The organism is Streptomyces sp. CA-181903, assembly GCF_050937075.1.
GTDB lineage: Bacteria > Actinomycetota > Actinomycetes > Streptomycetales > Streptomycetaceae > Streptomyces.
Genome location: NZ_JBNJLY010000001.1, coordinates 3,054,475 through 3,077,379, shown reverse-complemented (window position 1 = coordinate 3,077,379; position 22,905 = coordinate 3,054,475). Strand labels below are relative to the sequence as shown.

Genomic DNA, 22,905 nt, shown 5'->3' with positions numbered 1-22,905 from the left:
ACTCGGCTTGACCGTCTCCCGGCGCCGATCACGGTGGGTTGTGGCGCCCGGGGGCCGTGGCTATCTTCTGCCGTCATATTCAGCAGCCACACGATCGGCAGCGGTCAGCAGCCGGTCGGCAGCCATATGAGAGGTGATCGCATGCTCTCCGGGAAAGGCCGACATCGTCGTCCCCGTCAACTGCCCGCCGTGGTCGTCGCTGCGGGCGTGGCGGGTGCCGGGATCGCCATGCCCCTGCTCGGCGCCACCACCGCCGACGCCGCCGACGCCCCCACCTGGGACCGCGTCGCCCAGTGCGAGAGCGGCGGCCTGTGGAGCGCGGACACGGGCAACGGGTTCTACGGCGGACTGCAGCTCACCACCGACATGTGGAAGCAGTACGGCGGAACGGAGTTCGCGCCGCGCCCCGACCAGGCCAGCCGGGCCCAGCAGATCGCCGTCGCCCAGCGGATCCTCGACGCCCGCGGCGCGTACGCCTGGCCCGCCTGCGCGGTGAAGTCCGACCTGGCCAAGGACGGCCGGGCGCCCGAGGTCAATCCCGGGATGTCGCACGACGCCGTCGAGGGGTCGTCGCACGTGCCGGCTTCCGGATCGTCCGGGACAAGTGCAACATCCGGGACGAGTGGAACGTCCGGGAAGTCCGACTCCGGCCGGTCGCGGGACGTGTCGTCCGACAAGGCCGGCGAGAAGGGCGACGGGACGTCCGGCGAGAAGCCGTCCGGGAAGACGTCGGACACGTCCGCCGGGAAGGACGCCGCCTCCGACCGGTCGACGACCGGTGGCAAGGGCGAGAAGGCCGGCGAACACGGCACCACCGGCAACTCCGGTACCGCCGACCCCTCCGGGAAGCCCGGGCAGCCGGAGAAGCCGTCCGGTGAGGACCGCGACACCTCCACCGGTTCCTCCGCCGGCGGCAAGCACCGCAAGCCGGACGGCGACGCCACGGGCGCCTCGAAGGACGGGCAGCGGTCCGACCGGGACGGCGGAGCGGACTCCGGAACGTCCGCCTCCGGTACGACCGATGAGCCCGTGCGCGCCGGCGCGGACGACACCGGGACGGGCAAGCACCGCGCGGAACCGTCCGGTTCGAGCGGCGAGCGCGCGTCGCGCGGCGCGGAGCGCGGGCGCGCGGACGCACCGTCCGTGCACGACTACACCGTGCGCCCTGGTGACAACCTGTCAGAGATCGCGGAACAGCATCGGGTCGAGGGTGGCTGGCATCGCGTGTACCAGGACAACAAAAAGGTCGTCGGGGGCGATCCGGACCTCATTCGCCCCGGTCAGCAGCTCGAACTGAAGAAGTAGCGGGGGAGTTCGCGTCGAATGTCCGTTCCGGATGAAAGTGAGACATGGGTCTCGTTGACATCCGCGCGGAGACGGCTCGTCAGAAACCCGTGAAGCCATTCCCACCTGCGGAAACAGTGAGTTCCCCGGGGTGGGTGGAGCAGGCGGTGGCTGAAAAGGAGGGTTTGAACCCGTCGGCCGTCTGTGCTTACCGTCTTCATCGCTCGCCATCGCGAGCACCACGGTCGTCACGCCGAATCCTGCCGGCGACCGGGGGAGTCGTCGCGCAAGCGCCGTAGGCAGGAGCGGGGGAACCACGGTAGGTCGCCGGAACGGTTCATCGGTCAACGACCGACGTACCGGAACGGCTTGGGGTGAAGCCTGGTGAGCGCAAGCCACCGGGCCGGGCAACTCACGCCCGAACCCGACAGCTCACCTCGTAGGCGCCGGTGAGGAAACCGAGTCATGTCCAAGGGCAAGCACCGTCGTCCGAACAAGGCCGTCCGCATCGCCACGCTCGCGGGTGTCACCGGCGCCGCAGTCGCCGCCCCGCTGATGATGGCCACGTCCGCCCACGCCGCCTCCGTGGATACCTGGGACCGCGTCGCCCAGTGCGAGTCCGGCGGCAACTGGTCGATCAACACCGGCAACGGCTACTACGGCGGTCTGCAGTTCTCGCAGTCCTCGTGGGCGGCCATGGGCGGCACCCAGTACGCGCCGCGTGCCGACCTCGCCAGCAAGGGCCAGCAGATCCTGGTCGCCGAGAAGCTGCTCGCGGCCCAGGGCCCCGGCGCCTGGGGCTGCGCCGGCGAGGGCGGCCTGACCCGCGGTGGCGGGTCCCCGTCGGTCGACGACTCCGGCTCCGGCAAGGTCGTCTCCAAGTCGGCCTCGGGCCAGCGTTCGACCGGCCAGAGCCACGCCGACCGCAGCGAGCGCAAGGCCGCGCCGAAGCACGCCGCTCCGCAGCAGGAGGCCGAGGAGGCCCCGGCCGCGCCGGCCGCCAAGCCGGCCACGCCGAAGCACGCCGCGCCGAAGACCGTCAAGATCGGCGACGGGAATTACGAGGTCAAGGAAGGCGACACCCTCGCCAAGATCGCCGAGGCCAAGAAGGTCAAGGGCGGCTGGGAGAAGCTCTACGACCGCAACAAGGACATCGTGGAGAGCGCCGACCTCATCTTCCCCGGCCAGAAGCTGCACCTCAGCTGAGGCTGAGAGGGCTTCCGGGGGCGTGAGCCGTACGCGGCCGCGCCCCTGGTCGTCCAGGCCCTGACCGGGGTTCCGCGGCCGGGCGGCCCGTACCGCCGCCCGTACCGCCGGCGTCCCCGGCGCGGCACCCGAACCACCGGCCCGGGTTCCCCTTCCCGGGCCGCAGCGGAACCGCCCCGCTTTGATGCGATCGATCCCCCCCGAGCCGCATCGGAGCGGGGCTTCGCCGTTCCCGGGTGTGAACTGTTGCGGGGTGGTGGGTGGGCGGGTTGTGGGGGCGGGCCGTTCCAGGGCTGAGCCCTCGGGTGCGCGAACGGCTTCGGAGCGTGAACCGCTCCCGTACGCGAACGGCTTCAGAGCGCGAACCGCTCCCGTACGCCCGCCGCTTCCGTGCGCCCGGCGGTCGCCCCGCGCGCCGGCCCCGCGCGCCGGCCCCGCGCGCCGGCTCCGCCCGTCCGGCCCCGTCGTCCGGTACCCGGCTCCCGTTTCCCAGCCCCCGCTTCCCGCTTCCCGCTTCCCGCGCCGGTTCCCCGTTGAGCGAACAGCTCGCCCATTCGTCCCTTGATCTCGGCGTTTGTGCCATTTTTCCGGCGGGGTGGCGCTCCGGGGGCAGGTGGACCCTCCGGCGCCCGTTAGGCTCGTGCTGCAGAACGCTGGAGTACCCAGACACACACGAAGGAGACCCTCGTGCCGTCCATCGACGTCGTCGTAGCTCGCGAGATCCTCGACTCGCGAGGCAACCCCACGGTCGAGGTCGAGGTCGGCCTCGACGACGGCTCCACCGGCCGCGCCGCCGTGCCGTCCGGCGCCTCGACCGGTGCCTTCGAGGCCATCGAGCTCCGTGACGGGGACAAGAACCGCTACCTGGGCAAGGGCGTCGAGAAGGCCGTGCTGGCCGTCATCGAGCAGATCGGCCCGGAGCTCGTCGGCTACGACGCCACCGAGCAGCGCCTGATCGACCAGGCCATGTTCGACCTGGACGCCACCGACAACAAGGGCTCCCTGGGCGCCAACGCCATCCTGGGCGTCTCCCTGGCCGTCGCGCACGCCGCCTCCGAGGCGTCGGACCTCCCCCTCTTCCGCTACCTCGGCGGCCCGAACGCGCACCTGCTGCCCGTTCCGATGATGAACATCCTGAACGGCGGCTCGCACGCCGACTCCAACGTGGACATCCAGGAGTTCATGATCGCGCCGATCGGCGCCGAGTCCTTCTCCGAGGCGCTGCGCTGGGGCACCGAGGTCTACCACACCCTCAAGGCCGTGCTGAAGGCCAAGGGCCTCTCCACCGGCCTGGGCGACGAGGGCGGCTTCGCCCCGAACCTCGGCTCCAACCGCGAGGCCCTGGACCTCATCCTCGAGGCCATCAAGCAGGCCGGCTACACCCCCGGCCAGGACATCGCGCTCGCGCTCGACGTCGCCGCGTCCGAGTTCTACAAGGACGGCGTCTACACCTTCGAGGGCAAGAGCCGTACCGCCGCCGAGATGACCGACTACTACGCCGAGCTCGTCGACGCGTACCCGCTGGTCTCCATCGAGGACCCGCTGTTCGAGGACGACTGGGACGGCTGGAAGACCATCACCGAGCGCCTCGGCGACGCGGTCCAGCTCGTCGGTGACGACCTGTTCGTCACCAACCCGGAGCGCCTCGCGCGCGGCATCGAGGAGGGCGCCGCCAACGCCCTGCTGGTCAAGGTCAACCAGATCGGTTCGCTGACCGAGACCCTGGACGCCGTCGAGCTGGCCCAGCGCAGCGGCTTCAAGTGCATGATGTCCCACCGCTCCGGCGAGACCGAGGACGTCACCATCGCCGACCTGGCCGTCGCCACCAACTGCGGCCAGATCAAGACCGGTGCCCCGGCCCGCTCCGAGCGCGTCGCCAAGTACAACCAGCTGCTGCGCATCGAGGAGATCCTCGACGACGCCGCGGTGTACGCCGGCCGCAGCGCGTTCCCGCGCTTCCGCCAGGGCTGAGCCACACCTGGCAGTGCGCGTACGAGGCTGACAAAGCCTCACGCCTCACCCCGTCCCCGGCCATGGTCCCGTACCGTGGCCGGGGACGGTTTTGGCATGCGGTCCGGCTTCGGTGAAGCCGGCAGCGGGGAGGCGATGTGGCGGCGGAACGGTTCTCCACCGCGACCAGGCTCAAGGCGATCGGCTCGGTCCTGGTCCAGGGGCCGGACGCCCGGGGCCGGCGCACCCGTCCGCCGCGGCGCAGCCGGCTCACCGGCCGCGCGGCGCTGCTGGCGCTCGTCGTCTGCTCGCTGATCGTCGCCCTGGCCTACCCCATGCGCCAGTGGGTCACCCAGCGTTCGGACATCGACGACCAGCGGCACCGCTCCGAGCAGGCCAAGGAGCAGGTGAAGCGGTTGCGCGAGGAGAAGGCGCGGCTGGAGGACCCGGCGTACGTGGAACGGCTGGCGCGCGAGCACCTGCATTACGTCCGGCCCGGCGAGACCGGCTACACGGTGGTGGACGGCAGCGGCAACGCCCGGCACCGCCGCGACCAGGGCGCCGCCGACCGGCCGTGGTACGTCAACCTTTGGGACGGCGTGGACACGTCGGACGCCCACCGCTGACGCGCTCCCCTCCGACTCTTCGGGCCTCCTCCGACTCTCCGGCCTCCGGCTTTCCGGCCTTCGGCTTCCCGGCCTCCACTTTCAGGCCCCGACTTTCCGACCCTCCGACACGAGTGAGCACATGGACACCCCTCCTCCCCAGACCGAGCCCACCCAGCCCACCGACGCGGACATCGCCGCGTTCAAGGAGCAGCTCGGCCGCCCCCCGCGCGGCCTGCGGGCGATCGCCCACCGCTGCCCCTGCGGCAACCCGGACGTCGTCGAGACCGCGCCGCGGCTGGAGGACGGCACGCCGTTCCCGACCCTCTACTACCTGACGTGCCCCCGCGCGGCCTCCGCCATCGGCACGCTGGAGGCCGAGGGCGTGATGAAGGAGATGAGCGCCCGGCTGCAGAGCGACCCGGAGCTGGCCGCCGCGTACCGCGCCGCGCACGAGGACTACATCCGGCGGCGGGACGCGATCGAGGTGCTGGAGGGCTTCCCCAGCGCGGGCGGCATGCCGGACCGGGTGAAGTGCCTGCACGTGCTGGTGGGACACTCGCTGGCGGCCGGTCCCGGCGTCAACCCGCTGGGTGACGAGACGATCGCGATGCTGCCGGAGTGGTGGCGCAAGGGGCCGTGTGTGACGCCGTGCGGCGCGCCGTCGCCGTCGGACACATCCGAAGTCTCCGACGCCTCCGACACGTCCGGCACGTCCGCCACCTCCGACACCGCGGAATAAGAGGAGCACGTATGACGCGCGTTGCCGCGATCGACTGCGGTACGAACTCGATCCGACTGCTCGTCGCCGACCTCGACCCCGCCACGGGCGGGTTCAAGGAGCTCGACCGGCGGATGACGATCGTCCGGCTCGGCCAGGGCGTGGACCGCACGGGCCGGTTCGCGCCGGAGGCGCTGGAGCGGACGTTCGCCGCGTGCCGGGAGTACGCCGAGGTGATCCGGGCGCACGGCGCGGAGCGCGTGCGGTTCGTCGCCACCTCCGCGTCCCGGGACGTGCGGAACCGCGCGGAGTTCGTGGCGGGTGTCGTGGACATCCTGGGCGTCGAGCCCGAGGTGATCACGGGCGACCTGGAGGCGGAGTTCTCCTTCACCGGCGCCACCAAGGAGCTCACCGGCCGTACCGACCTCGACCGTCCCTTCCTGGTCGTGGACATCGGCGGCGGCTCGACGGAGTTCGTCGTCGGCGACGACCGGGTACGGGCGGCGCGCAGCGTGGACGTCGGCTGCGTCCGGATGACGGAACGTCATCTCGTCGCCGACGGCGCGGTCGTGGACCCGCCGTCGCCGGAGCGGATCGCCGCCATACGGGCCGACGTCGAGGCCGCCCTCGACCTCGCCGAGCAGACCGTCCCCCTGCGCGAGGCCCGCACGCTCGTCGGCCTGGCCGGCTCGGTCACCACGGTGGCGGCCATCGCCCTCGGCCTCGCCGAGTACGACTCGACGGCCATCCACCACGCGCGGATCCCGCTGGCCCGCGTCCGCGAGGTCACCTCCCGCCTCCTCACCTCCACCCACGAGGAGCGGACGGCGATCCCGGTGCTGCACCCGGGGCGGGTGGACGTGATCGCGGCGGGCGCGCTCGTCCTCCAGTGCCTGATGGAGCGGATCGGGGCGGAGGACGTCGTGGTGAGCGAACATGACATTTTGGATGGAATCGCCTGGAAAACGGCAGAAGAGGCGTGAGGTGAGCCGGGTCTACAGGTTGCGGTAGACGTCCCGCCGGTCGCCTACCTTGACGACGAGGACCACGAGTTCGCCGTCGTCGATACGGTAGGCGACCCGGTAGTTGCCGACCCGGAGCCGGTAGAGCCCCGAGGGGCCGCTGAGCTTCTTGATGTCGGCGTCCTCGCGGTACGGGTCGTCGCCGAGCGCGGTCAGCGCCGCCAGGATGCGCATGGCATCGGGCCGGCTGACGGCCCGGAGCTGCCGCTGCGCCGCAGCGGTGAAGCGGAACGCGTACTTCACGCCGCGTCCTCGCCCTGCGCCTGCTCCGCGAACAGGTCGGCCAGCAGCTCGGCCATCGTCACGGTGGGCCCGCCCTCGGCCAGCACCGCCTCCGCCTCCCGCGCCAGCATCACGTCCGCCGCTTCCTCCAGCGCTTCGAAGTCCGCGATCGGCACCACGGCCGCCACGGGCGCGCCGTTGCGCGTGATGACCGTGGGAATTCCTTCCTCGGCCCGGTTGATGTGGTCCGCGAGGTGGGCGCGGGCTTCCCGTACGGTCACCGTGTTCTCGGCCATGACACCAGTGTACGCATGAGCGTGTACACCGTGCCGGTCACGCGTACTCGTCCGGCTCCCCTCCGTGCTGCTCCTGTGGCCAGGCCACCCGGCAGTCCAGGCAGGTGAACCGCCACTGGTCCTGCAGGAGCTGCGGATGCAGGGCCTTGTTCAGGATCACGTGGATGCCCCGGCATTTGACGCACTGGACCGGCGGCCTCTGCGGAACGTACGGGCGGTACGCGTCGGCACTCACGGCCGGTAGTCAACCATCGGCAGGGGTTTCCCTTCCGGCGTTTCAGGAACCTGCACGCCCACCGGGACCGGGGCGGACCGAGCCGTTGTCGGCGGCTGGTCGAAACCAAAGGTCAGGAGGGGGTCCTTCTCAGGACGGCCGCGGCGGCGTTGACGATGAGCCGGTGCTCGTGGGGGCTGACCCGTTCGGTAGTGCCGGGGTAGTCCACGAAGGCCAGTGCCACGACGGTGGAACGGGCAATGCCGCCCGGGAGTTCGATGCGTGCGATGTCGTCGGGGGTCAGGCTTTCGCACGCGAAGAGGTAGGCCGTGGAACCGGTGCCGGCGACCGGTTCCACACCGAGGAGGAAGCGCGGTTCGACGCGGAGCCGGAGGTCTCGGCGTACGTGGTAGGTCATCGCGTTCCGGGCCGATTCCTCCGGCAGGGCCGGCCCTCCGGGGAGCCGCCAACTCCCGTCCTCTCCCTTCAACATGAGGAGACGTCCGTCGGCATCGGTGATATGGGCGAGTCCCAGGACGTGGGAGGCAGGCGGCATGGCTCTCTTCCTGTGTGGGATCGGCGGTTGCCTGTGCGGCGGCCTTCACCATGCCGGTCCGCCATCGCGCCGATCCACCTCCGGGTCATATACGACCGCCGTATATTGCGGCCATGGAGCCGGAGCCGGACGTCTGGGCGCATCCGCGGTTGCGGGCCGCCGTCGCGGTCGAGGACTGGGCTGCGTTGTTGAAAGGGTGGCGGGTGCTGACCCGTGCCAACCAGAGTGAACTCGGGGCCCGGGTGGGGCTGTCGCAGCCTGATGTGTCCGCGATCGAGAACCGGCGGCGGGCGGTGACCTCGGCCGAGGTGCGGCAGCGGATCATTCAGGGGCTCGGGGTTCCGGTCGAGTTGCTCGGGGCCGCGATGACGGAGATGCCGTTGCCGTCACTGGTGTTGCCGGAGGTGGTCGCGGAGGCCGCTGTGGACCGGCTGCGGCGGGTCGGGGGCGGGCGGGTGCGGGTGGACGCGGACTCCCTCGAGGTCATGGAAGGGTTGCTCGCCTCCCATCGCCGGGCCGAGGACACGCTCGGTTCGCGGGTCGTGGCCGGGGTCGTGGCAGCGCAGTTTGAGCGGGTGGCCGGGTTGTACGGCCAGGCGCGGGGGCCGCTCGCCGATCGGTTGGTGAAGCTGATGGCCGAGTACGCGCAGTTCCTCGCGTGGATGGCGCAGGACCAGGACAACACCCCGGTGGCTTTGGGGTGGTTCGACCGGTCCTATGACTGGGCGTTGGAGGCCGGGCACGGTGACCTGGCGGCGACCACCATGAGCATGAAGGCCCATCTCGCCTGGTCGAAGGGGAGGGGGCGCGCGTGCGTCAGGCTCGCGGAGGCGGCGGCGGGTACGGCCGGGGTGAGCCGGGCGACGCGGGCCATGGCGCTGCAGATGGCGGGACGGGGGTGTGCGCTCGACGGTGACGCCGAGGGCGCGTACCGCGATCTGGACGAAGCGCACCGGGTTATTCGGGAGGCGTGCGACGCCCCGCCCTGGCTGTACTTCTACGGCGAGTCCTGGTTCTCGGCGCAGCGGGGCATGGCGGACCTGCACCTGCGGGCCTGGGGGAGTGCCGTCGACCACTTGGTGGCGGGGCTCGCCGGTTTCGCCCCCGGCTTCCGGCGCGACAGGGCCTGGTACGGAGCCTGCCTCGCCCACGCCCACGCGGGTGCCGGTGAGGCCGAAGCGGCGTTGGAGGCGGCGCTGGCCGTCGTTCGGGACGCTGCGGAGGTCGGGCGTCCGCATGCGTGGGGTGAGTTGCACGCGGTGGCGGCGCTGCTGTTGCGGCGTGGGGCTCGGGAGGGGCGTGTGCTGGTGGACGTGCTGGCGGGGTTGGACTGAGGGGCGGCCGCCGGCCTGGAGGCGCTGTTACGGGTGTGTCCAGGCGTGCTGAAGTGACCCGCAAGGGCGGGCCGTCGCACCCCCGGGGAAAAGGTTCGTGAAATCCTTCACATGAAAAAATGGGACTGGAACGCTGGTCCAGTGCCGTTCGGCCCCCATCCGGGGCCGAACCGGCCCCGATGAGCGGGAATGGGCGTTCCGCGTCCGGTCGGCAGGAACGTTCAGGCAGGGCGACGGAACCGAGTGGTCCAGTTGCGTTTCGGGTCGCAAGGCCAGCTCAGCGGGGGTGGTCAACGCGTTTCGGGGGTCAGTGGTTCCCTGTGAGGGGTATGGCGTCGGTCACGTGGGCGGCGCAGTGTAGCAGACAGCACCCCGCGTCTTGTGAAGGGGCGCACGAGCACCCCTTCGGGGTGTGCTGGATACTCGAATCATGAGCACCACGGAGCGTCCACGGATCCTCGTAGTAGGCGGTGGGTACGTCGGCCTGTATGCGGCGCGTCGCATTCTGAAGAAGATGCGATACGGCGAGGCGACCGTCACGGTCGTCGACCCGCGCTCGTACATGACGTACCAGCCCTTCCTCCCCGAAGCAGCGGCCGGCAGCATCTCGCCGCGTCACGTCGTGGTGCCGCTGCGACGTGTGCTCCCCAAGGCGGAGGTCCTCACCGGCCGCGTCACCACCATCGACCAGGACCGCAAGGTCGCCACGATCGCCCCGCTGGTGGGCGAGGCGTACGAGCTGCCCTTCGACTACCTGGTCATCGCGATGGGCGCGGTCTCCCGTACCTTCCCGATCCCCGGCCTCGCCGAGAACGGCATCGGCATGAAGGGCATCGAGGAGGCCATCGGCCTGCGCAACCACGTCCTGGAGCAGCTGGACAAGGCCGACTCGACCACCGACGAGGAGATCCGCCGCAAGGCGCTCACCTTCGTCTTCGTCGGCGGCGGCTTCGCCGGCGCCGAGACGATCGGCGAGGTCGAGGACATGGCCCGCGACGCGGCCAAGCACTACCGGAACGTGAAGCGCGAGGACATGCGCTTCATCCTGGTCGACGCCGCCGACAAGATCCTCCCCGAGGTCGGCCCCAAGCTCGGCCAGTACGGCAAGGAGCACCTGGAGAGCCGCGGGGTGGAGGTCCACCTCTCGACGTCCATGGACTCCTGCGTCGACGGCCACGTCGTGCTCAAGAACGGCCTCGAGGTCGACGCCAACACGATCGTGTGGACGGCGGGCGTCAAGCCCAACCCGGCGCTGGCCCGCTTCGGCCTGCCGCTCGGTCCGCGCGGCCACGTGGACACCCAGGCGACCCTCCAGGTGCAGGGCACCGACTACATCTGGGCCGCGGGCGACAACGCCCAGGTCCCGGACCTCGTCGGCCGCAAGGCGGGCAACGAGAACGCCTGGTGCCCGCCGAACGCCCAGCACGCGCTGCGCCAGGCCAAGGTCCTCGGCGACAACGTGGTCTCCGGCATGCGGGGCTTCCCGCAGAAGGAGTACAGCCACGCCAACAAGGGTGCGGTCGCCGGTCTCGGCCTGCACAAGGGCGTCGCGATGATCGTCATGGGCAAGATGAAGATCAAGCTCAAGGGCCGTCTCGCCTGGTACATGCACCGCGGCTACCACGGCATGGCCATGCCGACCTGGAACCGCAAGATCCGCGTCTTCGCCGACTGGACGCTGGGCATGTTCCTCAAGCGCGAGGTCGTCTCGCTCGGCGCCATGGAGAACCCCCGCGAGGAGTTCTACGAGGCCGCCAAGCCCGCTCCGCAGCCGGCCGACGCGGTCCCGACCCAGAAGGCCAAGGCCGGCTGAGTCCTCCGCCGCGCGGCGAACGCACGGCATCCGCACAAGGGCGTCCACCAAATCCGTGGGGTGGGCGCCCTTCGGCGTGCCCGCGTGCGCCGGCCGCCCCCGCGCGCCGTTCCACGCACCCCTCTGCTCGGCCGTCATGGCGATTTTCCCTCCCCGGCGCGAAGATGACGCACTCCGGCAGGGAAGGACTACAGCACGGCTCGCCGGTGTTTAGGTGTCAGATGAATCAATCTTCTGATCGTCTCTTCCGACGCTCCTGACACTGCATCATGGAGGTGTGCGACATGGCCCAGGCCGCCCGACGGCTCGCCGACCTCGCGGAACGGGTACTGGGGGCACCACTCCCCATCCGCCTCCGCGCCTGGGACCGCAGCGAGGCGGGTCCGCCCGGTGGGCCGGTGCTCGTCGTCCGCAACCGCCGCGCCCTCCGCCGCCTGCTCTGGAAGCCGGGCGAGCTCGGCCTGGCCCGCGCCTGGGTGGCCGGGGACCTCGACGTCGAGGGCGACCTCTACGCGGCCCTCGACCTGCTCGCCGGGTCCGTCTGGGAGCGCGGCGAGGAACCCGCCCGCCGCACCGGCCTCCGGGCGGCCCTCGACGTCCTCCGGGACCCGGACTTCCGGGCCGCCGGCCGTGAGCTGCTGAAGCTCGCCGGGCCCTGGGCGCCGCCCGCGCCGCCCCCGGAGGAGGCCCGCGGGACGTCCGGGCGGCTGCACAGCCTCCGCCGCGACAAGCAGGCCATCAGCCACCACTACGACGTCGGCAACGCCTTCTACGAGCTCGTCCTCGGCCCGTCGATGGTCTACTCCTGCGCCTACTGGGAGCCCGGCGGCACCCTGGAGGACGCCCAGCGCGCCAAGATCGACCTGGTCTGCCGCAAGCTCGGCCTGGCCCCCGGCATGCGCCTGCTCGACGTCGGCTGCGGCTGGGGCTCGATGGTGCTGCACGCCGCCCGCGAGTACGGGGTGAGCGCGGTCGGCATCACCCTCTCCGAGGAGCAGGCCGGATACGCCCGCAAGCGGATCGCCGAGGCCGGGCTGACGGACCGGGTGGAGATCCGCGTCCAGGACTACCGCGAGATCTCCGACGGGCCCTTCGACGCGGTCTCCTCCATCGGCATGGCCGAGCACGTCGGCCGCGAGCGCTACGCCGAGTACGCCGCCGACCTGTACGCCCTGCTGCGCCCCGGCGGCCGGCTGCTCAACCACCAGATCGCCCGCCGCCCGCTGCGCGACGAGGAGGCGTACCGGGTCGACGAGTTCATCGACCGCTACGTCTTCCCGGACGGCGAACTCGCGCCCGTCGGACGGACGGTGGCGCAGCTGGAGGAGGCCGGGTTCGAGGTCCGGGACGTGGAGGCGCTGCGCGAGCACTACGCGCTGACCCTCCGGCGGTGGGTGGCCAACCTGGAGGCGCACTGGACCGAGGCCGTGCGGCTGACCTCGCCGGGCCGCGCCCGGGTGTGGCGGCTCTACATGGCCGCCTCGGCCCTGTCGTTCGAGCGCAACCGCATCGGCGTCAACCAGGTGCTGGCCGTACGGACCCCCGGATCCGGTGACCCGGGACTGCCGCTGCGCACCCGGGAGTGGCGGGTCTGAACGACGGGAGGGCCCGGCTCCGGTGGCGGAGCCGGGCCCTCCCGGGGATCGGGGCCGTCAGTCGGCCTTGATGGCGGAGAGCATGTTCAGCCGCGCCGCCCGGCGGGCCGGCCAGAGCGCCGCCAGCACGCCGACCACGGCGGCCAGCAGCAGGAACAGGCCCATCCGGTCCCAGGGCAAGGCCAGTTCGTAGGTCGCCATGCTGGTGGCGATCTGCTGGCCGGCGGCCCAGCCGAAGAAGACGCCGAGGACGATGCCCAGCACCCCGCCGAAGAGCGAGATGACCAGCGACTCCAGGCGGACCATCCGCTTGATGCCGCTGCGGTCCAGCCCGATGGCCCGCAGCATGCCGATCTCCTGCTGACGCTCGAAGACGGACATCGCGAGGGTGTTGACGACGCCCAGCACCGCGACGATCACCGCCATGGCGAGGAGGCCGTAGAGGACGTTCAGCATCATGTCGATCATCGACGCGATCTCGCGGGTGATGTCGTCCCTGGTCTTGACCTGGATCGCCGGGTTGTCGCCGAGGGCCTTGCGCAGCGCCTTCTTCTCGGCGGTGGTCGCCCCGGCGTCCGTCTTGACCAGCACCTGCCGGTCGACGACCTCGGGCATGTGCGGGGTGACCGTCCGGTGGTCGACCATGATCCCCTTGAGCATGTCGTTGCCCTTGTAGATCCCGCCGACCGTCAGGCGGCCCTTCTTGCCGTCCTCGTAGGTGGCCTCGAAGGACGAACCGGCCTTCCAGTGGTGGCTCTTGGCCGTCGAGTCGTCCACGATGACCCGCTGCCGCTGGGAGAGCGAGGCTTCCGAGCCGGCGGTGAAGTCGAGGCGGGTCAGCTTGTCGATGGCCCCCGCGTCCACGCCGACCACGGATTCGAGGTCGCCGTCGATGCGGGTGGACGTCTGGCGGAGGGCGCTGACGGCGGTGACGCCGGGCTGCGCGGCCAGCTTCCTGGCCACGTCGGGGGAGAGGTCGTTGCCGCCCTCCATGGCGACCACGAAGTCGGCCTTCAGCGAGTCGGCGGCCATCTTGTCGATGGCCTTCTGGACGCTGTTGCCGATGACCGTGAGGCCGGTGATCAGGGTGAGACCGATCATCAGCGCGGCGGCGGTCGCGGCGGTGCGGCGCGGGTTGCGGACCGCGTTCTGGCCGGCGAGCTTGCCGGGCATCCCGAAGCGGCGCAGCACCGGCCCGGCGGCGGCGATCAGCGGACGGGAGAGCAGCGGCGTCAGCACGAACACGCCGATGAGCAGCAGGCCGGCACCGAGGCCGAGGCCCTTCTCGTCGCCCGCCGCGACGGAGATCGCGGCGCCCGCGGCCGTGAGGAGCGCGCCGATGGTGTTGCGGACCACCAGGGACTTGGTGGTGGCCACCGCGTGGACGCTGTTCATGGCGGCCACCGGCGGGATCTTCGCGGCGCGCCGGCCCGGCAGCCAGGCGGCGAGCATGGTCACCAGGATGCCGACGGCGAGCGAGGAGACGATCGCCGACGAGGGGACGACGAGCGGGCCGTCCGGCATGGCGTCGGAGGGCATCAGGGCCTTCATCCCGGCGCCGATGCCGATGCCGGCGAGCAGACCGGCGACGGCCGCGACCGCGCCGACGACGAACGCCTCGACGAGCACCGAGCGGGTCACCTGGCGGCGGCTGGCGCCGACCGCGCGGAGCAGGGCGAGTTCCTTGGTGCGCTGGGCGACCAGCATGGTGAAGGTGTTGGCGATGATGAAGATGCCGACGAACAGGGCTATCCCGGCGAAGACCAGCAGACCGGTCTTCACCCCGTCCATGCCCTGGGCGATCACCTCGGCCTCGTCGTCGGCGAGCTTCTTGCCGGTGGTGGCCTCGGCGTCGCGCGGCAGGATCTTGTCGATCTCGGCCTTCAGCCGGTCCTGGGACGTGCCGGGGGCGGCCTTGACGTCGATCTCGTCGAACCGGCCGGGCTTGGTGAAAAGCTTCTGGGCGGTGGCGGTGTCGAAGAGGGTGAGCGTGCCGCCGGCCGTCACCTGGCCCTTGTCGGTGGTGAAGACACCGGTGATCTTCTGGGTGAGGACCGGGCCCCGGACGGACATCCGGACGGTGTCGCCGACCTTGAAGCCCGCGCGCTCGGCGGTCTTGGCGTCGACGGCGATCTCGCCGGCGCGCTGCGGCGCCCGGCCGGACTTCAGCGGGTAGCGGGCGTCCTTGCCGTCCTTGCCGGGGAAGTAGTTGGAGCCGGCCCGGGTGAAGCCGGAGCCCACCAGCTCGCCGTCCTTGCCGGCGAGGTAGGCGTGGCCGTCGATGCTGCCGGTGGCCGAGGCGGCGCCGGGCACCTGGGCCGCCTTGTCCAGCAGACGCTGGGTCAGCGACGGGGGCGCGCCGGGCTTGCTCTCGTCGCGGTCCTCGACGTGCGGCCGGACGGCGACGTCGACGTCGGCGAAGCCCTTCTGGCTGCTGTGCTGGAGGGCGCTGGAGAAGGTCTCGGTGAAGACGAGGGTGCCGGAGACGAAGGCCACGCCGAGCATCACGGCGAGGACGGTCATCAGCAATCGGGCTTTGTGCGCGAGGACGTTGCGCAGGGCGGTACGAAACATTGGTGGTCCTGGGCTCGGGTGGGCTGGTCGGCTGATGTCCGTTTTCGGCTGCCAGTTGGGTCCGCTTTTGGGTGCCGGCTGGTGTCCGTTATCGGCTGCCGGCTGGTGTCCGTTATCGGGGGCCGGTACCTGGCTGCCTGGTGGGGGCTGCCGGACGGGTCAGCTGGTGCGGCCCTTGGCGTCGAACGCCTTCATGCGGTCCAGGACGGCGTCGGCGGTCGGCTCGTACATCTCGTCGACGATGCGGCCGTCGGCGAGGAAGACCACGCGGTTCGCGTAGGAGGCGGCGACCGGGTCGTGGGTGACCATGACGACGGTCTGGCCCAGCTCGCGCACCGAGTTGCGGAGGAAGCCCAGGACCTCGGCGCCGGAGCGGGAGTCGAGGTTGCCGGTCGGCTCGTCGGCGAACATGATCTCGGGGCGGCCGGCGAGGGCGCGGGCCACGGCGACGCGCTGCTGCTGGCCGCCGGAGAGCTGGTTCGGGCGGTGCTTGAGCCGGCCGGAGAGGCCGACGGTGTCCACGACCGTGTCCAGCCACTTCTTGTCGGGCTTGCGGCCGGCGATGTCCATCGGCAGCGTGATGTTCTCCAGGGCGTTGAGCGTGGGCAGCAGGTTGAACGCCTGGAAGATGAAGCCGATCTTGTCCCGGCGGAGCTGGGTCAGCTTCTTGTCGTTGAGCGCGGTGAGCTCGGTGTCCCCGATGCGGGCGGAGCCGCCGGAGACCGTGTCCAGCCCGGCCATGCAGTGCATCAGCGTCGACTTGCCCGAGCCCGACGGCCCCATGATCGCGGTGAACTCGGCCCTGCGGAAATCCACGGACACGGCGTCCAGGGCGACCACCTGGGTCTCGCCCTGGCCGTAGACCTTGGTGAGATCCGTGGCGCGGGCCGCCACCTCGGCGGTGCGGACGGCGGTCGGGGCGCCGTAGGGGCTGGTGGTCACGGGGGACACTCCTGTCGGGAGGCGGAACGGGACGTGATTCCATGGTCCTGTCCGCCTGCCCGGCTCGGATCAGACCAGGCTCCCGTTCGCGGGACCGTCTCCAGAGGTACGGGCGGGGGCCGGGTCATCCTCCGGTATGAGGGCGGCGGGACCGCCGCCGCCGAGGTCGCCGTCCTCGCCGGGGCCTCCGGCGCCGGAGCGGCCGGGCGGTGAGGGAACGGCTACGGAGCGGCGCGGGGGGAGTCGAGATTGCGACAATTCCGGGAGAGTGCCCGGGTGGGGTGGTGAACGGGATGGATCGGCCGCTGGCATGTGCCTATGGCGTCATTGCTGCACTGACAGCTCCTCAGTTGCCCATAAAATAAGACAACCTCTGGTCAGTGTTCCGCTGTTTGGGGGGCGCCACCCGGATAGGCTCATCCTGTTCTCCTCGAGGGAACCCGCGCGCGCGTCCGTGCACGCGTGGCCCGAGGGCCCGCCCGGATGGTGGAATGCAGACACGGCGAGCTTAAACCTCGCTGGCCCTTCGGGCCGTGCCGGTTCGAGTCCGGCTCCGGGCACATCCGCACGTTCACCGTTCGCCTGTGGGCGGGCGCGTGTGCCCGGCGACGGGCGGACCCCGGCCGTCCGGTCAGGGTCCGCCCGTACCGGTCGGGCCGTCGGCCGTCGTGCTCCGGCGTCCCGCGTGCCTCAGCCGTCCCCGGCCGGCGCCGTTCCGCCCGCCAGCTCGAAGAGGGTCCGGAGGGCGGCGAACGCCTCCGCCCGGTCCACCAGGCCGTCGAGGCCGTGCAGCGTGTTCACGCCCACGCCGCTGCCGAAGACCAGCGAGGCCAGGCTCTTGGCGTCCGGCAGTCCGGGGGTGCCGGCGGTGATCCGTTCCAGATAGCCGACCCAGGCGCGCCGGGTCCCCTCGTACCCCCGCACATAGGCGTCGCGCAGCGGCCCCGGCCCGCCCATGACCTCCGGCAGGACCGTCGCGAAGACCCGGCCGCAGGGTGCGTCCACCACCGTGAGGTGGGCGTCGAGCAGGGCGTCGAAGGTGAGCGGCCCGGACTCCGGGAGCACCCGGCGGTACTCCTCCTCGGCGGTGTGGAACGCCTGCCCGATCACCTCGGCGATCAGGCCCTCCTTGGAACCGAAGTGCCAGGCGACCGAGCCCCGGCTGATGCCGGCGCGGTCGGCGACGGCCTGCACGGAGGCGGCCCGCGGGCCGCCCTCGGCGACCAGTTCGGTCGCCGCCTCCAGCAGCCGCCGGCGGCTCTCCCGGGCGGACTCCTCACGACGGCCGGCTGTCATGCGGTGATTGTTCCACGGGGGTTCGCACCACCGAAGAGGTATGTATGCCTCCGTTTTCCGTTCCGTGTCCGGAAAACCAATCCCCGCACACTACTTGACGGTCTGTGCCGGGCGTTCAACGATTGGACCACCGTCCAGTTTTCGCGGGTGAGCGAAGCCGGGGACCTTGAATGCCCTGGTGCACGACGGCTCGCACCGCAGAAGTGGCGGGACACGTTCCGAGCCGCACGTCGCCGCACGTTCCCCGTACCGCTCCTCGCCGGCCGTACGCCGGTCGATTCACGCCACCCCCGGGCCTCCCCGTGTGCTCGTCCGTCCGCCCGGGACCACCGACCGCACGATCGGAGCCGTCATGCGCCTGATCACGTTCGTAGACAAGTACTCCGCCGGACCGCCTCCGCCGGGCCGGCCGCACGCCGGCGTCCTGCTGGGCGGCGACGCCCCGGACGGCGCCGTCCTCGACCTCACCGCCGCCGCGCCCGACGACCCCCGGCTCGCCTCCCTCCAGGCGCTGATCGAGTCCGGCGAGGCCGGCCTCGACCGGGCGCGGGAGCTGTGCGAACGGCGTCCCGGCGAGGCCGTACGCGCCCTGGGCGGCATCCGGCTGCTGGCGCCGCTGCCCCGGCCGGTACGGCTGCGCGACTGCGGGCTGTTCATCGCCCACCTGGAGAGCGGGCTGCGGGAGCTGGCGCGGCGGCAGGCCGCGGCGGCGGACGACCCGGCCGCGGAGTTCGAACGGCTGATGGCCAGTGGGAAGTTCGACCTGAGCCCGCTGTTCCGGGAGCGGGTCATGTACTACACGGCGGACCACCTCTGCGTGAGCGGGCCGGAGGACGAGATCGCCGCGCCCACCGGATCGCGGGAACTCGACTTCGAACTGGAGTTCGCGGCTGTGGTGGGGCGGACCGGCCGGGACGTGAAGCCCGCCGACGCCCCCGCCCACATCTTCGGCTACACCGTCTACAACGACTGGAGCGCCCGCGACCTCCAGGCCGCCCTCATGCGGGCCGGCGTCGGACCCTGCGAGGGCAAGGACTTCGCCGGCTCCAACACCCTCGGCCCCTGCGTCGTGACCCGCGACGAGCTCACCGACCCGTACTCCCTGACCATGACCGCCCGGGTCAACGGCGAGGAGTGGTCGCGCGGCACCACCGACGGGATGGAGCACGGCTTCGAGGACGCCGTGGTGCACCTCAGCCGGGACCGCGCGGTGCACGCCGGGGAGGTCATCGGCTCCGGAACCGTCCCGTCCGGCACCGGGTTCGACCTCGGGCGGCACCTGAAGGACGGGGACGTGGTCGAGCTGGAGGTCGAGGGCATCGGCGTGCTCCGCAACACCGTCCGGGTGCCCGCGCGGGACACGGGTGGGTCATGAGCGACGCGTACGTGCTCGGCGTCGGCCGCACGGCGTACGGCCGCTTCCCCGGCCGGACCGTCGCGGCGCTCGCGGGCGAGGCGCTCGCCCTGTGCCTGGCCGACGCCGGCGTGGAACCCGCCGCCGTGGACGCGGTGTTCTTCGCCAACGCCACCCAGGGCGCCCTGGAGGGGCAGCACCTGGTGCGCGGCCAGGTGGCGCTGCGGGACGCGGGGGTGGCGGGCGTCCCGGTGTTCAACGTCGAGAACGCCTGCGCCTCCGGGACCGCCGCCGTCCACTTGGCGGCCACCGCGGTCCGGGCCGGGGAGGCGGACATCGCCCTCGCCGTCGGCGCCGAGAAGATGTACGGCGCCGACGAGGAGCGGCTGGCCGCCGCCTTCCACGGCGGACTCGACGTCGCCCGGTGGGAGGAGGGGCTCAAGGCCCTCCGCGAGGCGGCGGGCGCGGAGGCGGCCCCGCCGGGCCGGCGCTCGGTGTTCATGGACGTCTACGCCGCGCTCGCCGCCGACTACCGCCGCCGCCACCCCGGCCTCACCCCCGGCGGCTCGCCGCCGTCACCGCCAAGAACCGGCGGCACGGCGCGCTCAACCCCCGGGCCGCCCGCCGCGAGGCGCTCACGGTGGACGAGGTGCTGGCCGCGCGGCCGATCGTGCCGCCGCTGACCCAGCCCATGTGCGCGCCCATCGGGGACGGCGCCGCGGCGGCCCTCGTCTGCTCGCCCGCGGCGGCCCGCCGGCTGGGTGCCGGCCGGGCGGTACGGATCCGGGCCAGCGTCGTCGCCTCCGGCACCGGCCGGACCCTCGACGAGGAGGCCCGCCGGATCACCCGCCTCGCCTCGGCCGTCGCCTACGAACGGGCCTGCCTCGGCCCGTCCGACGTCTCGCTCGCGGAGGTCCATGACGCCACCGCGATCGGCGAGGTGCTCCAGGTGGAGGCGCTGGGCCTGATCCCGGACGGGGAGGGCGCGCACGCCGCCGAACGCGGCGAGACCGCCCTCGGCGGCCGGCTGCCGGTCAACACCTCCGGCGGCCTGGAGAGCAACGGACACCCCGTCGGCGCCACCGGCGTCGGCCAGATCCACGAACTCGTCACCCAGCTCCGCGGCGAGGCGGGCGACCGCCAGGTCCCCGGCGCCCGCGTCGGCCTCGCCGAGAACGGCGGCGGCTTCCTGGACTTCGAGGAGGCCGCGGCGGCGGTGGTGGTACTGGAGGCACCGGGGAGGCGGCCGTGAGGGGTGGAACGGTGGGGGAGGGAAGGACGGTGTCGGGCGGCGCCGGGACGGCCGGGGCGCGCGGGATGCCGGCGGGCGGCGCGGAGCCGACGGCGGGCGCCCGGCCGGACGGTGACGCGCCGCGTGCCGGAGCGTTCGCGCGGGCCACCGGGTGCGTCAACGTCGCGTACCTGCTGTACCGGGCCGCCGCCGAGCAGCCGGACGCGCCCGCCGTGTGCGAGGGGGCGGACGTGCTCCGGGACTACCGGGGGCTCGCCGAGCGCGCCGCCGCGATCGGCGCGACGCTGCTGCGGGAACACGGTCTGCGGGCCGGGGACCGGGTGGCGCTGGCCATGCGGAACACCCCGCTCTATCCGGAGGTGCTGTTCGGGGTCTGGTGGGCCGGGCTGGTGGCGGTCCCGATGAACGCCCGGCTGCATCCCCGGGAGTTCGCGCAGCTGGCGGAGGACTGCGGCGCGCGGGTCTGCGTCGCCACCGGTGAACTGATCGGCCCGCTGGGTGAACAGGGGGTCGGACCGGCCGCCTTGGTGGCCGTCGACGCACTCGCGAGCGCGGAGGGCGCGGCGGGCGGGGCGGTGGCGGGCGGGGGTGCGACGGGCGGCGTGAATGCGACGGGCGGGGGTGAGGTGGCCGTGGGTGCGGCGGCCGTGGGTGCCGTGCGGCCGCCCGCCGACGTGGCGGAAGACGCGCCGGCGTGGCTGTTCTACACCAGCGGCACCACCGGCCGGCCCAAGGGCGCGACCCTCACCCACGGCAACCTGCGGGCCGCCACCGACAGCGCCCTCGCCGACATCGGGGCCGGCGTCGAGGCGTCGATGCTGCACATCGCCCCCATGTCGCACGCCGGCGGCCTCTTCGGCCTCGCCCACGTCGCCCGCGCCCGGGCCCAGGTCTTCCCGCGCGGCGGCGCGGTCACCGCGGACACCCTGGAAGAGGCGCTGCGGGCGTTCGGCCCGGTGACGTTCTTCGCGGTGCCGACGATCCTGCGCCGCCTGCTCGACCCCGCCCTGCTGCCCGACGGGCTCGTCCCGCGCGTGCACCGCATCCTCTACGGCGGGGCGCCGATGTACCGGGAGGACCTGGAACGGGTCGTCGCCCGCTTCGGGCCCGGCCGGCTCTGGCAGGGCTACGGGCAGGGGGAGTCGCCCGGCACCATCACCCACCTGCGCCCCGAGGACCACGCCGGGGACGATCCCGAGGCGCTGGGGCGCAGGCTGGCGAGCGTCGGCCGGGCGCGGACCGGTGTCGAGGTGCGGGTGGCGGACCCCGACGGGCGGGAGGTGCCGGCCGGGACGACCGGCGAGGTGCTGGTCCGCGGGACCACCGTGATGTCCGGCTACTGGAACGCGCCGGAGGCCACCGCCCGTACCCTGCGCGGCGGTTGGCTGCACACCGGCGACCTGGGCCGGCTGGACGCCGACGGTTTCCTCACCCTCGTCGACCGGGCCAAGGACCTGGTCATCTCCGGAGGCTCCAACATCTACCCGCGGGAAGTGGAGGAGGTCCTGCTGCGCCACCCCGCCGTCGCGGAAGCGGCGGTGGTCGGCGCACCGGACCCCGAATGGGGGGAACTGCCCGTCGCCTTCGTGGTGCGGGCCGACGGCGGCACGGACGGTGGACTCGCCGCCGCCCTGGAGGCGCACTGCCTCGGCCGCATGGCCCGCTACAAGCGGCCCCGCCGCTTCCTGTTCGTCGCCGCGCTGCCCAAGAACAGCTACGGAAAGGTGCTCAAGACCGAACTGCGGGGGCTGATCGGCCGGCCCCCGGAACCCGACAACCCGAGAGCTGGTACCGCGATATGAGCCGCCGCATCGTCGACCTCACCTCCCCCATCGACCCCCGTGACCTCGACCTCGTCCCCGAGAGCATGCCGGACCTGGCGCTGGTCGTCGCCCCGCGCATGGACTACCACACGCACGACGAGTGGGGACGGGACTTCATGGTCGCCTCCTTCGGGTGCGACCCGGACGACCTTCCCGGGCGCGAGGGCCCGGCCGGGGAGGTCATGCACGAGATCAGCACCCACTGCGGGACGCACGTGGACGCCCCGCTGCACAGCGGGCGCATGTGCGAGGGCCGGCCGTCCCGGACGCTGAGCGACATCTCCCTGGAGGAGCTGTACCGGCCGGGCATGGTCCTCGACGTACGGCCCTGGGCCAAGCCGGGGAGGCCATCCCGGTCGAGGCCCTGAAGCAGGCCATCGCGGCGACCGGGCGGGACGTCGAGCCGGGTGACGCGGTGCTCATCAGGACCGGGCAGGAGCGGTACCGGCTGGGCGAGCCGGAGTACTTCGCCTATCCGGGGATGTCGGGGGCCGGTACGCGGTACCTCACCGGGCTGGGGGCGACCGTGCTGGGCACGGACGCGATCGGCTGGGACCGGCCTATTCCGGCGATGCGGCGGGCTTTCGAGGAGACGGGGGATTCCGGGCACATCTGGGACGGGCACTACGCGATCCAGGAGAAGGAGGCGTTCATCGTTCAGCAGTTGGTGAATCTCGGCGAGCTTCCGCCGACCGGATTCATGGTCGGGTTCTTCCCGTTGAAGCTGACGGGGACGAGTGCGGCGCCGGCGCGGGTGGTGGCGTTCTTGGAGGGGTGAGCCCCGGTCCCTCCCCCAGAGGGGGCACCCCCATTTCACCGTTTCTTGCGGGGGCCGGCCCCCGCACC

The 22,905-nt window shown here is 72.3% G+C and carries 22 protein-coding genes, 1 tRNA gene and 1 riboswitch; of the genes, 16 read left to right on the top strand and 7 right to left on the bottom strand.

Translation table 11 applies throughout. The features are described from left to right. Nucleotides 1–189 precede the first annotated feature (189 nt). The 6 genes from ACQEVS_RS13715 to ACQEVS_RS13690 all read left to right on the top strand — a co-directional run bounded on the left by ACQEVS_RS13715 (nucleotide 190) and on the right by ACQEVS_RS13690 (nucleotide 6,749). Nucleotides 190–1,305, top strand: a complete 1,116-nt coding sequence (locus tag ACQEVS_RS13715; protein ID WP_433019927.1) for a transglycosylase family protein — start codon at nucleotides 190–192, stop codon at nucleotides 1,303–1,305. Between the two features lie 260 nt (nucleotides 1,306–1,565). After that, nucleotides 1,566–1,745, top strand: a riboswitch (cyclic di-AMP (ydaO/yuaA leader). A 4-nt stretch (nucleotides 1,746–1,749) separates the two neighbouring features. Beyond that, the gene (locus ACQEVS_RS13710) at nucleotides 1,750–2,490 is read left to right on the top strand and encodes a transglycosylase family protein (RefSeq protein WP_433019924.1); all 741 of its coding nucleotides are present in this window, start codon (nucleotides 1,750–1,752) and stop codon (nucleotides 2,488–2,490) included. A gap of 687 nt (nucleotides 2,491–3,177) precedes the next feature. After that, a complete protein-coding gene (gene eno, locus ACQEVS_RS13705) occupies nucleotides 3,178–4,461 on the top strand; it encodes a phosphopyruvate hydratase (protein WP_433019921.1) in 1,284 nt (427 codons plus the stop codon). A gap of 137 nt (nucleotides 4,462–4,598) precedes the next feature. Next, nucleotides 4,599–5,066 carry an FtsB family cell division protein gene (locus ACQEVS_RS13700; protein WP_433019918.1) on the top strand — a complete coding sequence of 156 codons (468 nt, stop codon included), beginning with the start codon at nucleotides 4,599–4,601 and terminating at the stop codon, nucleotides 5,064–5,066. Between the two features lie 121 nt (nucleotides 5,067–5,187). After that, on the top strand, nucleotides 5,188–5,787 hold the full coding sequence (locus ACQEVS_RS13695; RefSeq protein ID WP_433019915.1) for a DUF501 domain-containing protein: 600 nt from the start codon (nucleotides 5,188–5,190) through the stop codon (nucleotides 5,785–5,787). 11 nt (nucleotides 5,788–5,798) lie between these two features. Next, nucleotides 5,799–6,749, top strand: coding sequence for an exopolyphosphatase (locus ACQEVS_RS13690; RefSeq protein WP_433019912.1), 951 nt, complete (start codon nucleotides 5,799–5,801; stop codon nucleotides 6,747–6,749). A 12-nt stretch (nucleotides 6,750–6,761) separates the two neighbouring features. On the opposite strand, the gene ACQEVS_RS13685 is transcribed toward ACQEVS_RS13690, so the two are convergent. The 4 genes from ACQEVS_RS13685 to ACQEVS_RS13670 all read right to left on the bottom strand — a co-directional run bounded on the left by ACQEVS_RS13685 (nucleotide 6,762) and on the right by ACQEVS_RS13670 (nucleotide 8,076). Then, entirely contained in the window at nucleotides 6,762–7,031 is a 270-nt protein-coding gene (locus tag ACQEVS_RS13685; protein WP_433019909.1) for a type II toxin-antitoxin system RelE family toxin, read from the bottom strand. Continuing rightward, nucleotides 7,028–7,306, bottom strand: a complete 279-nt coding sequence (locus ACQEVS_RS13680) for a type II toxin-antitoxin system Phd/YefM family antitoxin (RefSeq protein ID WP_433019905.1) — start codon at nucleotides 7,304–7,306, stop codon at nucleotides 7,028–7,030. The genes ACQEVS_RS13685 and ACQEVS_RS13680 overlap by 4 nt, the downstream gene beginning before the upstream one ends. Before the next feature lie 37 nt (nucleotides 7,307–7,343). After that, the gene (locus tag ACQEVS_RS13675; protein ID WP_398272341.1) at nucleotides 7,344–7,541 is read right to left on the bottom strand and encodes a hypothetical protein; all 198 of its coding nucleotides are present in this window, start codon (nucleotides 7,539–7,541) and stop codon (nucleotides 7,344–7,346) included. 112 nt (nucleotides 7,542–7,653) lie between these two features. After that, complete coding sequence (locus ACQEVS_RS13670) at nucleotides 7,654–8,076, bottom strand: NUDIX hydrolase (protein WP_433019901.1); 423 nt, start codon at nucleotides 8,074–8,076, stop codon at nucleotides 7,654–7,656. A 113-nt stretch (nucleotides 8,077–8,189) separates the two neighbouring features. Here ACQEVS_RS13670 and ACQEVS_RS13665 point away from each other — a divergent pair, with 113 nt between their 5' ends. The 3 genes from ACQEVS_RS13665 (at nucleotide 8,190) to ACQEVS_RS13655 (ending at nucleotide 12,818) form a co-directional block, all read left to right on the top strand. Continuing rightward, nucleotides 8,190–9,410, top strand: a complete 1,221-nt coding sequence (locus ACQEVS_RS13665) for a helix-turn-helix domain-containing protein (protein WP_433019898.1) — start codon at nucleotides 8,190–8,192, stop codon at nucleotides 9,408–9,410. A 430-nt stretch (nucleotides 9,411–9,840) separates the two neighbouring features. After that, nucleotides 9,841–11,223, top strand: a complete 1,383-nt coding sequence (locus ACQEVS_RS13660) for an NAD(P)/FAD-dependent oxidoreductase (protein WP_433019895.1) — start codon at nucleotides 9,841–9,843, stop codon at nucleotides 11,221–11,223. A gap of 284 nt (nucleotides 11,224–11,507) precedes the next feature. Next, nucleotides 11,508–12,818 (top strand): class I SAM-dependent methyltransferase, encoded by a 1,311-nt coding sequence (locus ACQEVS_RS13655; RefSeq protein ID WP_433019892.1) that lies wholly within the window; start codon nucleotides 11,508–11,510, stop codon nucleotides 12,816–12,818. Nucleotides 12,819–12,875: 57 nt separating this feature from the next. Here the strand turns inward: ACQEVS_RS13655 and ACQEVS_RS13650 are convergent, their stop codons facing one another. Together ACQEVS_RS13650 and ACQEVS_RS13645 are read right to left on the bottom strand one after the other, a co-directional pair. Beyond that, nucleotides 12,876–15,392 (bottom strand): ABC transporter permease, encoded by a 2,517-nt coding sequence (locus ACQEVS_RS13650; protein WP_433019889.1) that lies wholly within the window; start codon nucleotides 15,390–15,392, stop codon nucleotides 12,876–12,878. A gap of 159 nt (nucleotides 15,393–15,551) precedes the next feature. Beyond that, nucleotides 15,552–16,334, bottom strand: a complete 783-nt coding sequence (locus ACQEVS_RS13645) for an ABC transporter ATP-binding protein (RefSeq protein ID WP_004949010.1) — start codon at nucleotides 16,332–16,334, stop codon at nucleotides 15,552–15,554. 477 nt (nucleotides 16,335–16,811) lie between these two features. Here ACQEVS_RS13645 and ACQEVS_RS13640 point away from each other — a divergent pair. Continuing rightward, a tRNA-Leu gene (locus ACQEVS_RS13640) sits at nucleotides 16,812–16,894 on the top strand. Between the two features lie 130 nt (nucleotides 16,895–17,024). Here ACQEVS_RS13640 and ACQEVS_RS13635 read toward each other — a convergent pair. Then, nucleotides 17,025–17,630 carry a TetR/AcrR family transcriptional regulator gene (locus ACQEVS_RS13635; RefSeq protein WP_433019885.1) on the bottom strand — a complete coding sequence of 202 codons (606 nt, stop codon included), beginning with the start codon at nucleotides 17,628–17,630 and terminating at the stop codon, nucleotides 17,025–17,027. A gap of 352 nt (nucleotides 17,631–17,982) precedes the next feature. On the opposite strand from ACQEVS_RS13635, the gene ACQEVS_RS13630 reads away from it, so the two are divergent. Genes ACQEVS_RS13630 through ACQEVS_RS13605 form a run of 6 tightly spaced genes read left to right on the top strand, consistent with a single transcriptional unit; the run spans nucleotide 17,983 to nucleotide 22,837 of the window. Then, a complete protein-coding gene (locus tag ACQEVS_RS13630; RefSeq protein ID WP_433019882.1) occupies nucleotides 17,983–19,005 on the top strand; it encodes a fumarylacetoacetate hydrolase family protein in 1,023 nt (340 codons plus the stop codon). Then, nucleotides 19,002–19,667, top strand: a complete 666-nt coding sequence (locus tag ACQEVS_RS13625; protein WP_433019879.1) for a beta-ketoacyl synthase N-terminal-like domain-containing protein — start codon at nucleotides 19,002–19,004, stop codon at nucleotides 19,665–19,667. The genes ACQEVS_RS13630 and ACQEVS_RS13625 overlap by 4 nt, the downstream gene beginning before the upstream one ends. After that, nucleotides 19,625–20,236, top strand: a complete 612-nt coding sequence (locus ACQEVS_RS13620; protein WP_433019876.1) for a thiolase family protein — start codon at nucleotides 19,625–19,627, stop codon at nucleotides 20,234–20,236. Before ACQEVS_RS13625 ends, ACQEVS_RS13620 begins: the two co-directional genes overlap by 43 nt. Further along, the gene (locus ACQEVS_RS13615) at nucleotides 20,233–22,038 is read left to right on the top strand and encodes a class I adenylate-forming enzyme family protein (RefSeq protein ID WP_433019873.1); all 1,806 of its coding nucleotides are present in this window, start codon (nucleotides 20,233–20,235) and stop codon (nucleotides 22,036–22,038) included. The genes ACQEVS_RS13620 and ACQEVS_RS13615 overlap by 4 nt, the downstream gene beginning before the upstream one ends. Beyond that, nucleotides 22,035–22,427: a cyclase family protein gene (locus tag ACQEVS_RS13610; RefSeq protein WP_433019870.1), complete on the top strand. Its 393-nt coding sequence runs from the start codon at nucleotides 22,035–22,037 to the stop codon at nucleotides 22,425–22,427. The genes ACQEVS_RS13615 and ACQEVS_RS13610 overlap by 4 nt, the downstream gene beginning before the upstream one ends. After that, nucleotides 22,388–22,837 (top strand): cyclase family protein, encoded by a 450-nt coding sequence (locus ACQEVS_RS13605; protein ID WP_433027535.1) that lies wholly within the window; start codon nucleotides 22,388–22,390, stop codon nucleotides 22,835–22,837. The genes ACQEVS_RS13610 and ACQEVS_RS13605 overlap by 40 nt, the downstream gene beginning before the upstream one ends. Nucleotides 22,838–22,905 lie beyond the last annotated feature (68 nt).

Coding starts and splice junctions, on each gene's coding strand:
- ACQEVS_RS13650 (WP_433019889.1), bottom strand. CDS start 15,392: ATGTTTCGTACCGCCCTGCGCAACGTCCTCGCGCACAAAGCCCGATTG.
- ACQEVS_RS13660 (WP_433019895.1), top strand. CDS start 9,841: ATGAGCACCACGGAGCGTCCACGGATCCTCGTAGTAGGCGGTGGGTAC.
- ACQEVS_RS13680 (WP_433019905.1), bottom strand. CDS start 7,306: ATGGCCGAGAACACGGTGACCGTACGGGAAGCCCGCGCCCACCTCGCG.
- ACQEVS_RS13635 (WP_433019885.1), bottom strand. CDS start 17,630: ATGACAGCCGGCCGTCGTGAGGAGTCCGCCCGGGAGAGCCGCCGGCGG.
- ACQEVS_RS13655 (WP_433019892.1), top strand. CDS start 11,508: ATGGCCCAGGCCGCCCGACGGCTCGCCGACCTCGCGGAACGGGTACTG.
- ACQEVS_RS13665 (WP_433019898.1), top strand. CDS start 8,190: ATGGAGCCGGAGCCGGACGTCTGGGCGCATCCGCGGTTGCGGGCCGCC.
- ACQEVS_RS13710 (WP_433019924.1), top strand. CDS start 1,750: ATGTCCAAGGGCAAGCACCGTCGTCCGAACAAGGCCGTCCGCATCGCC.
- ACQEVS_RS13625 (WP_433019879.1), top strand. CDS start 19,002: ATGAGCGACGCGTACGTGCTCGGCGTCGGCCGCACGGCGTACGGCCGC.
- ACQEVS_RS13630 (WP_433019882.1), top strand. CDS start 17,983: ATGCGCCTGATCACGTTCGTAGACAAGTACTCCGCCGGACCGCCTCCG.
- ACQEVS_RS13670 (WP_433019901.1), bottom strand. CDS start 8,076: ATGCCGCCTGCCTCCCACGTCCTGGGACTCGCCCATATCACCGATGCC.
- ACQEVS_RS13610 (WP_433019870.1), top strand. CDS start 22,035: ATGAGCCGCCGCATCGTCGACCTCACCTCCCCCATCGACCCCCGTGAC.
- ACQEVS_RS13690 (WP_433019912.1), top strand. CDS start 5,799: ATGACGCGCGTTGCCGCGATCGACTGCGGTACGAACTCGATCCGACTG.
- ACQEVS_RS13695 (WP_433019915.1), top strand. CDS start 5,188: ATGGACACCCCTCCTCCCCAGACCGAGCCCACCCAGCCCACCGACGCG.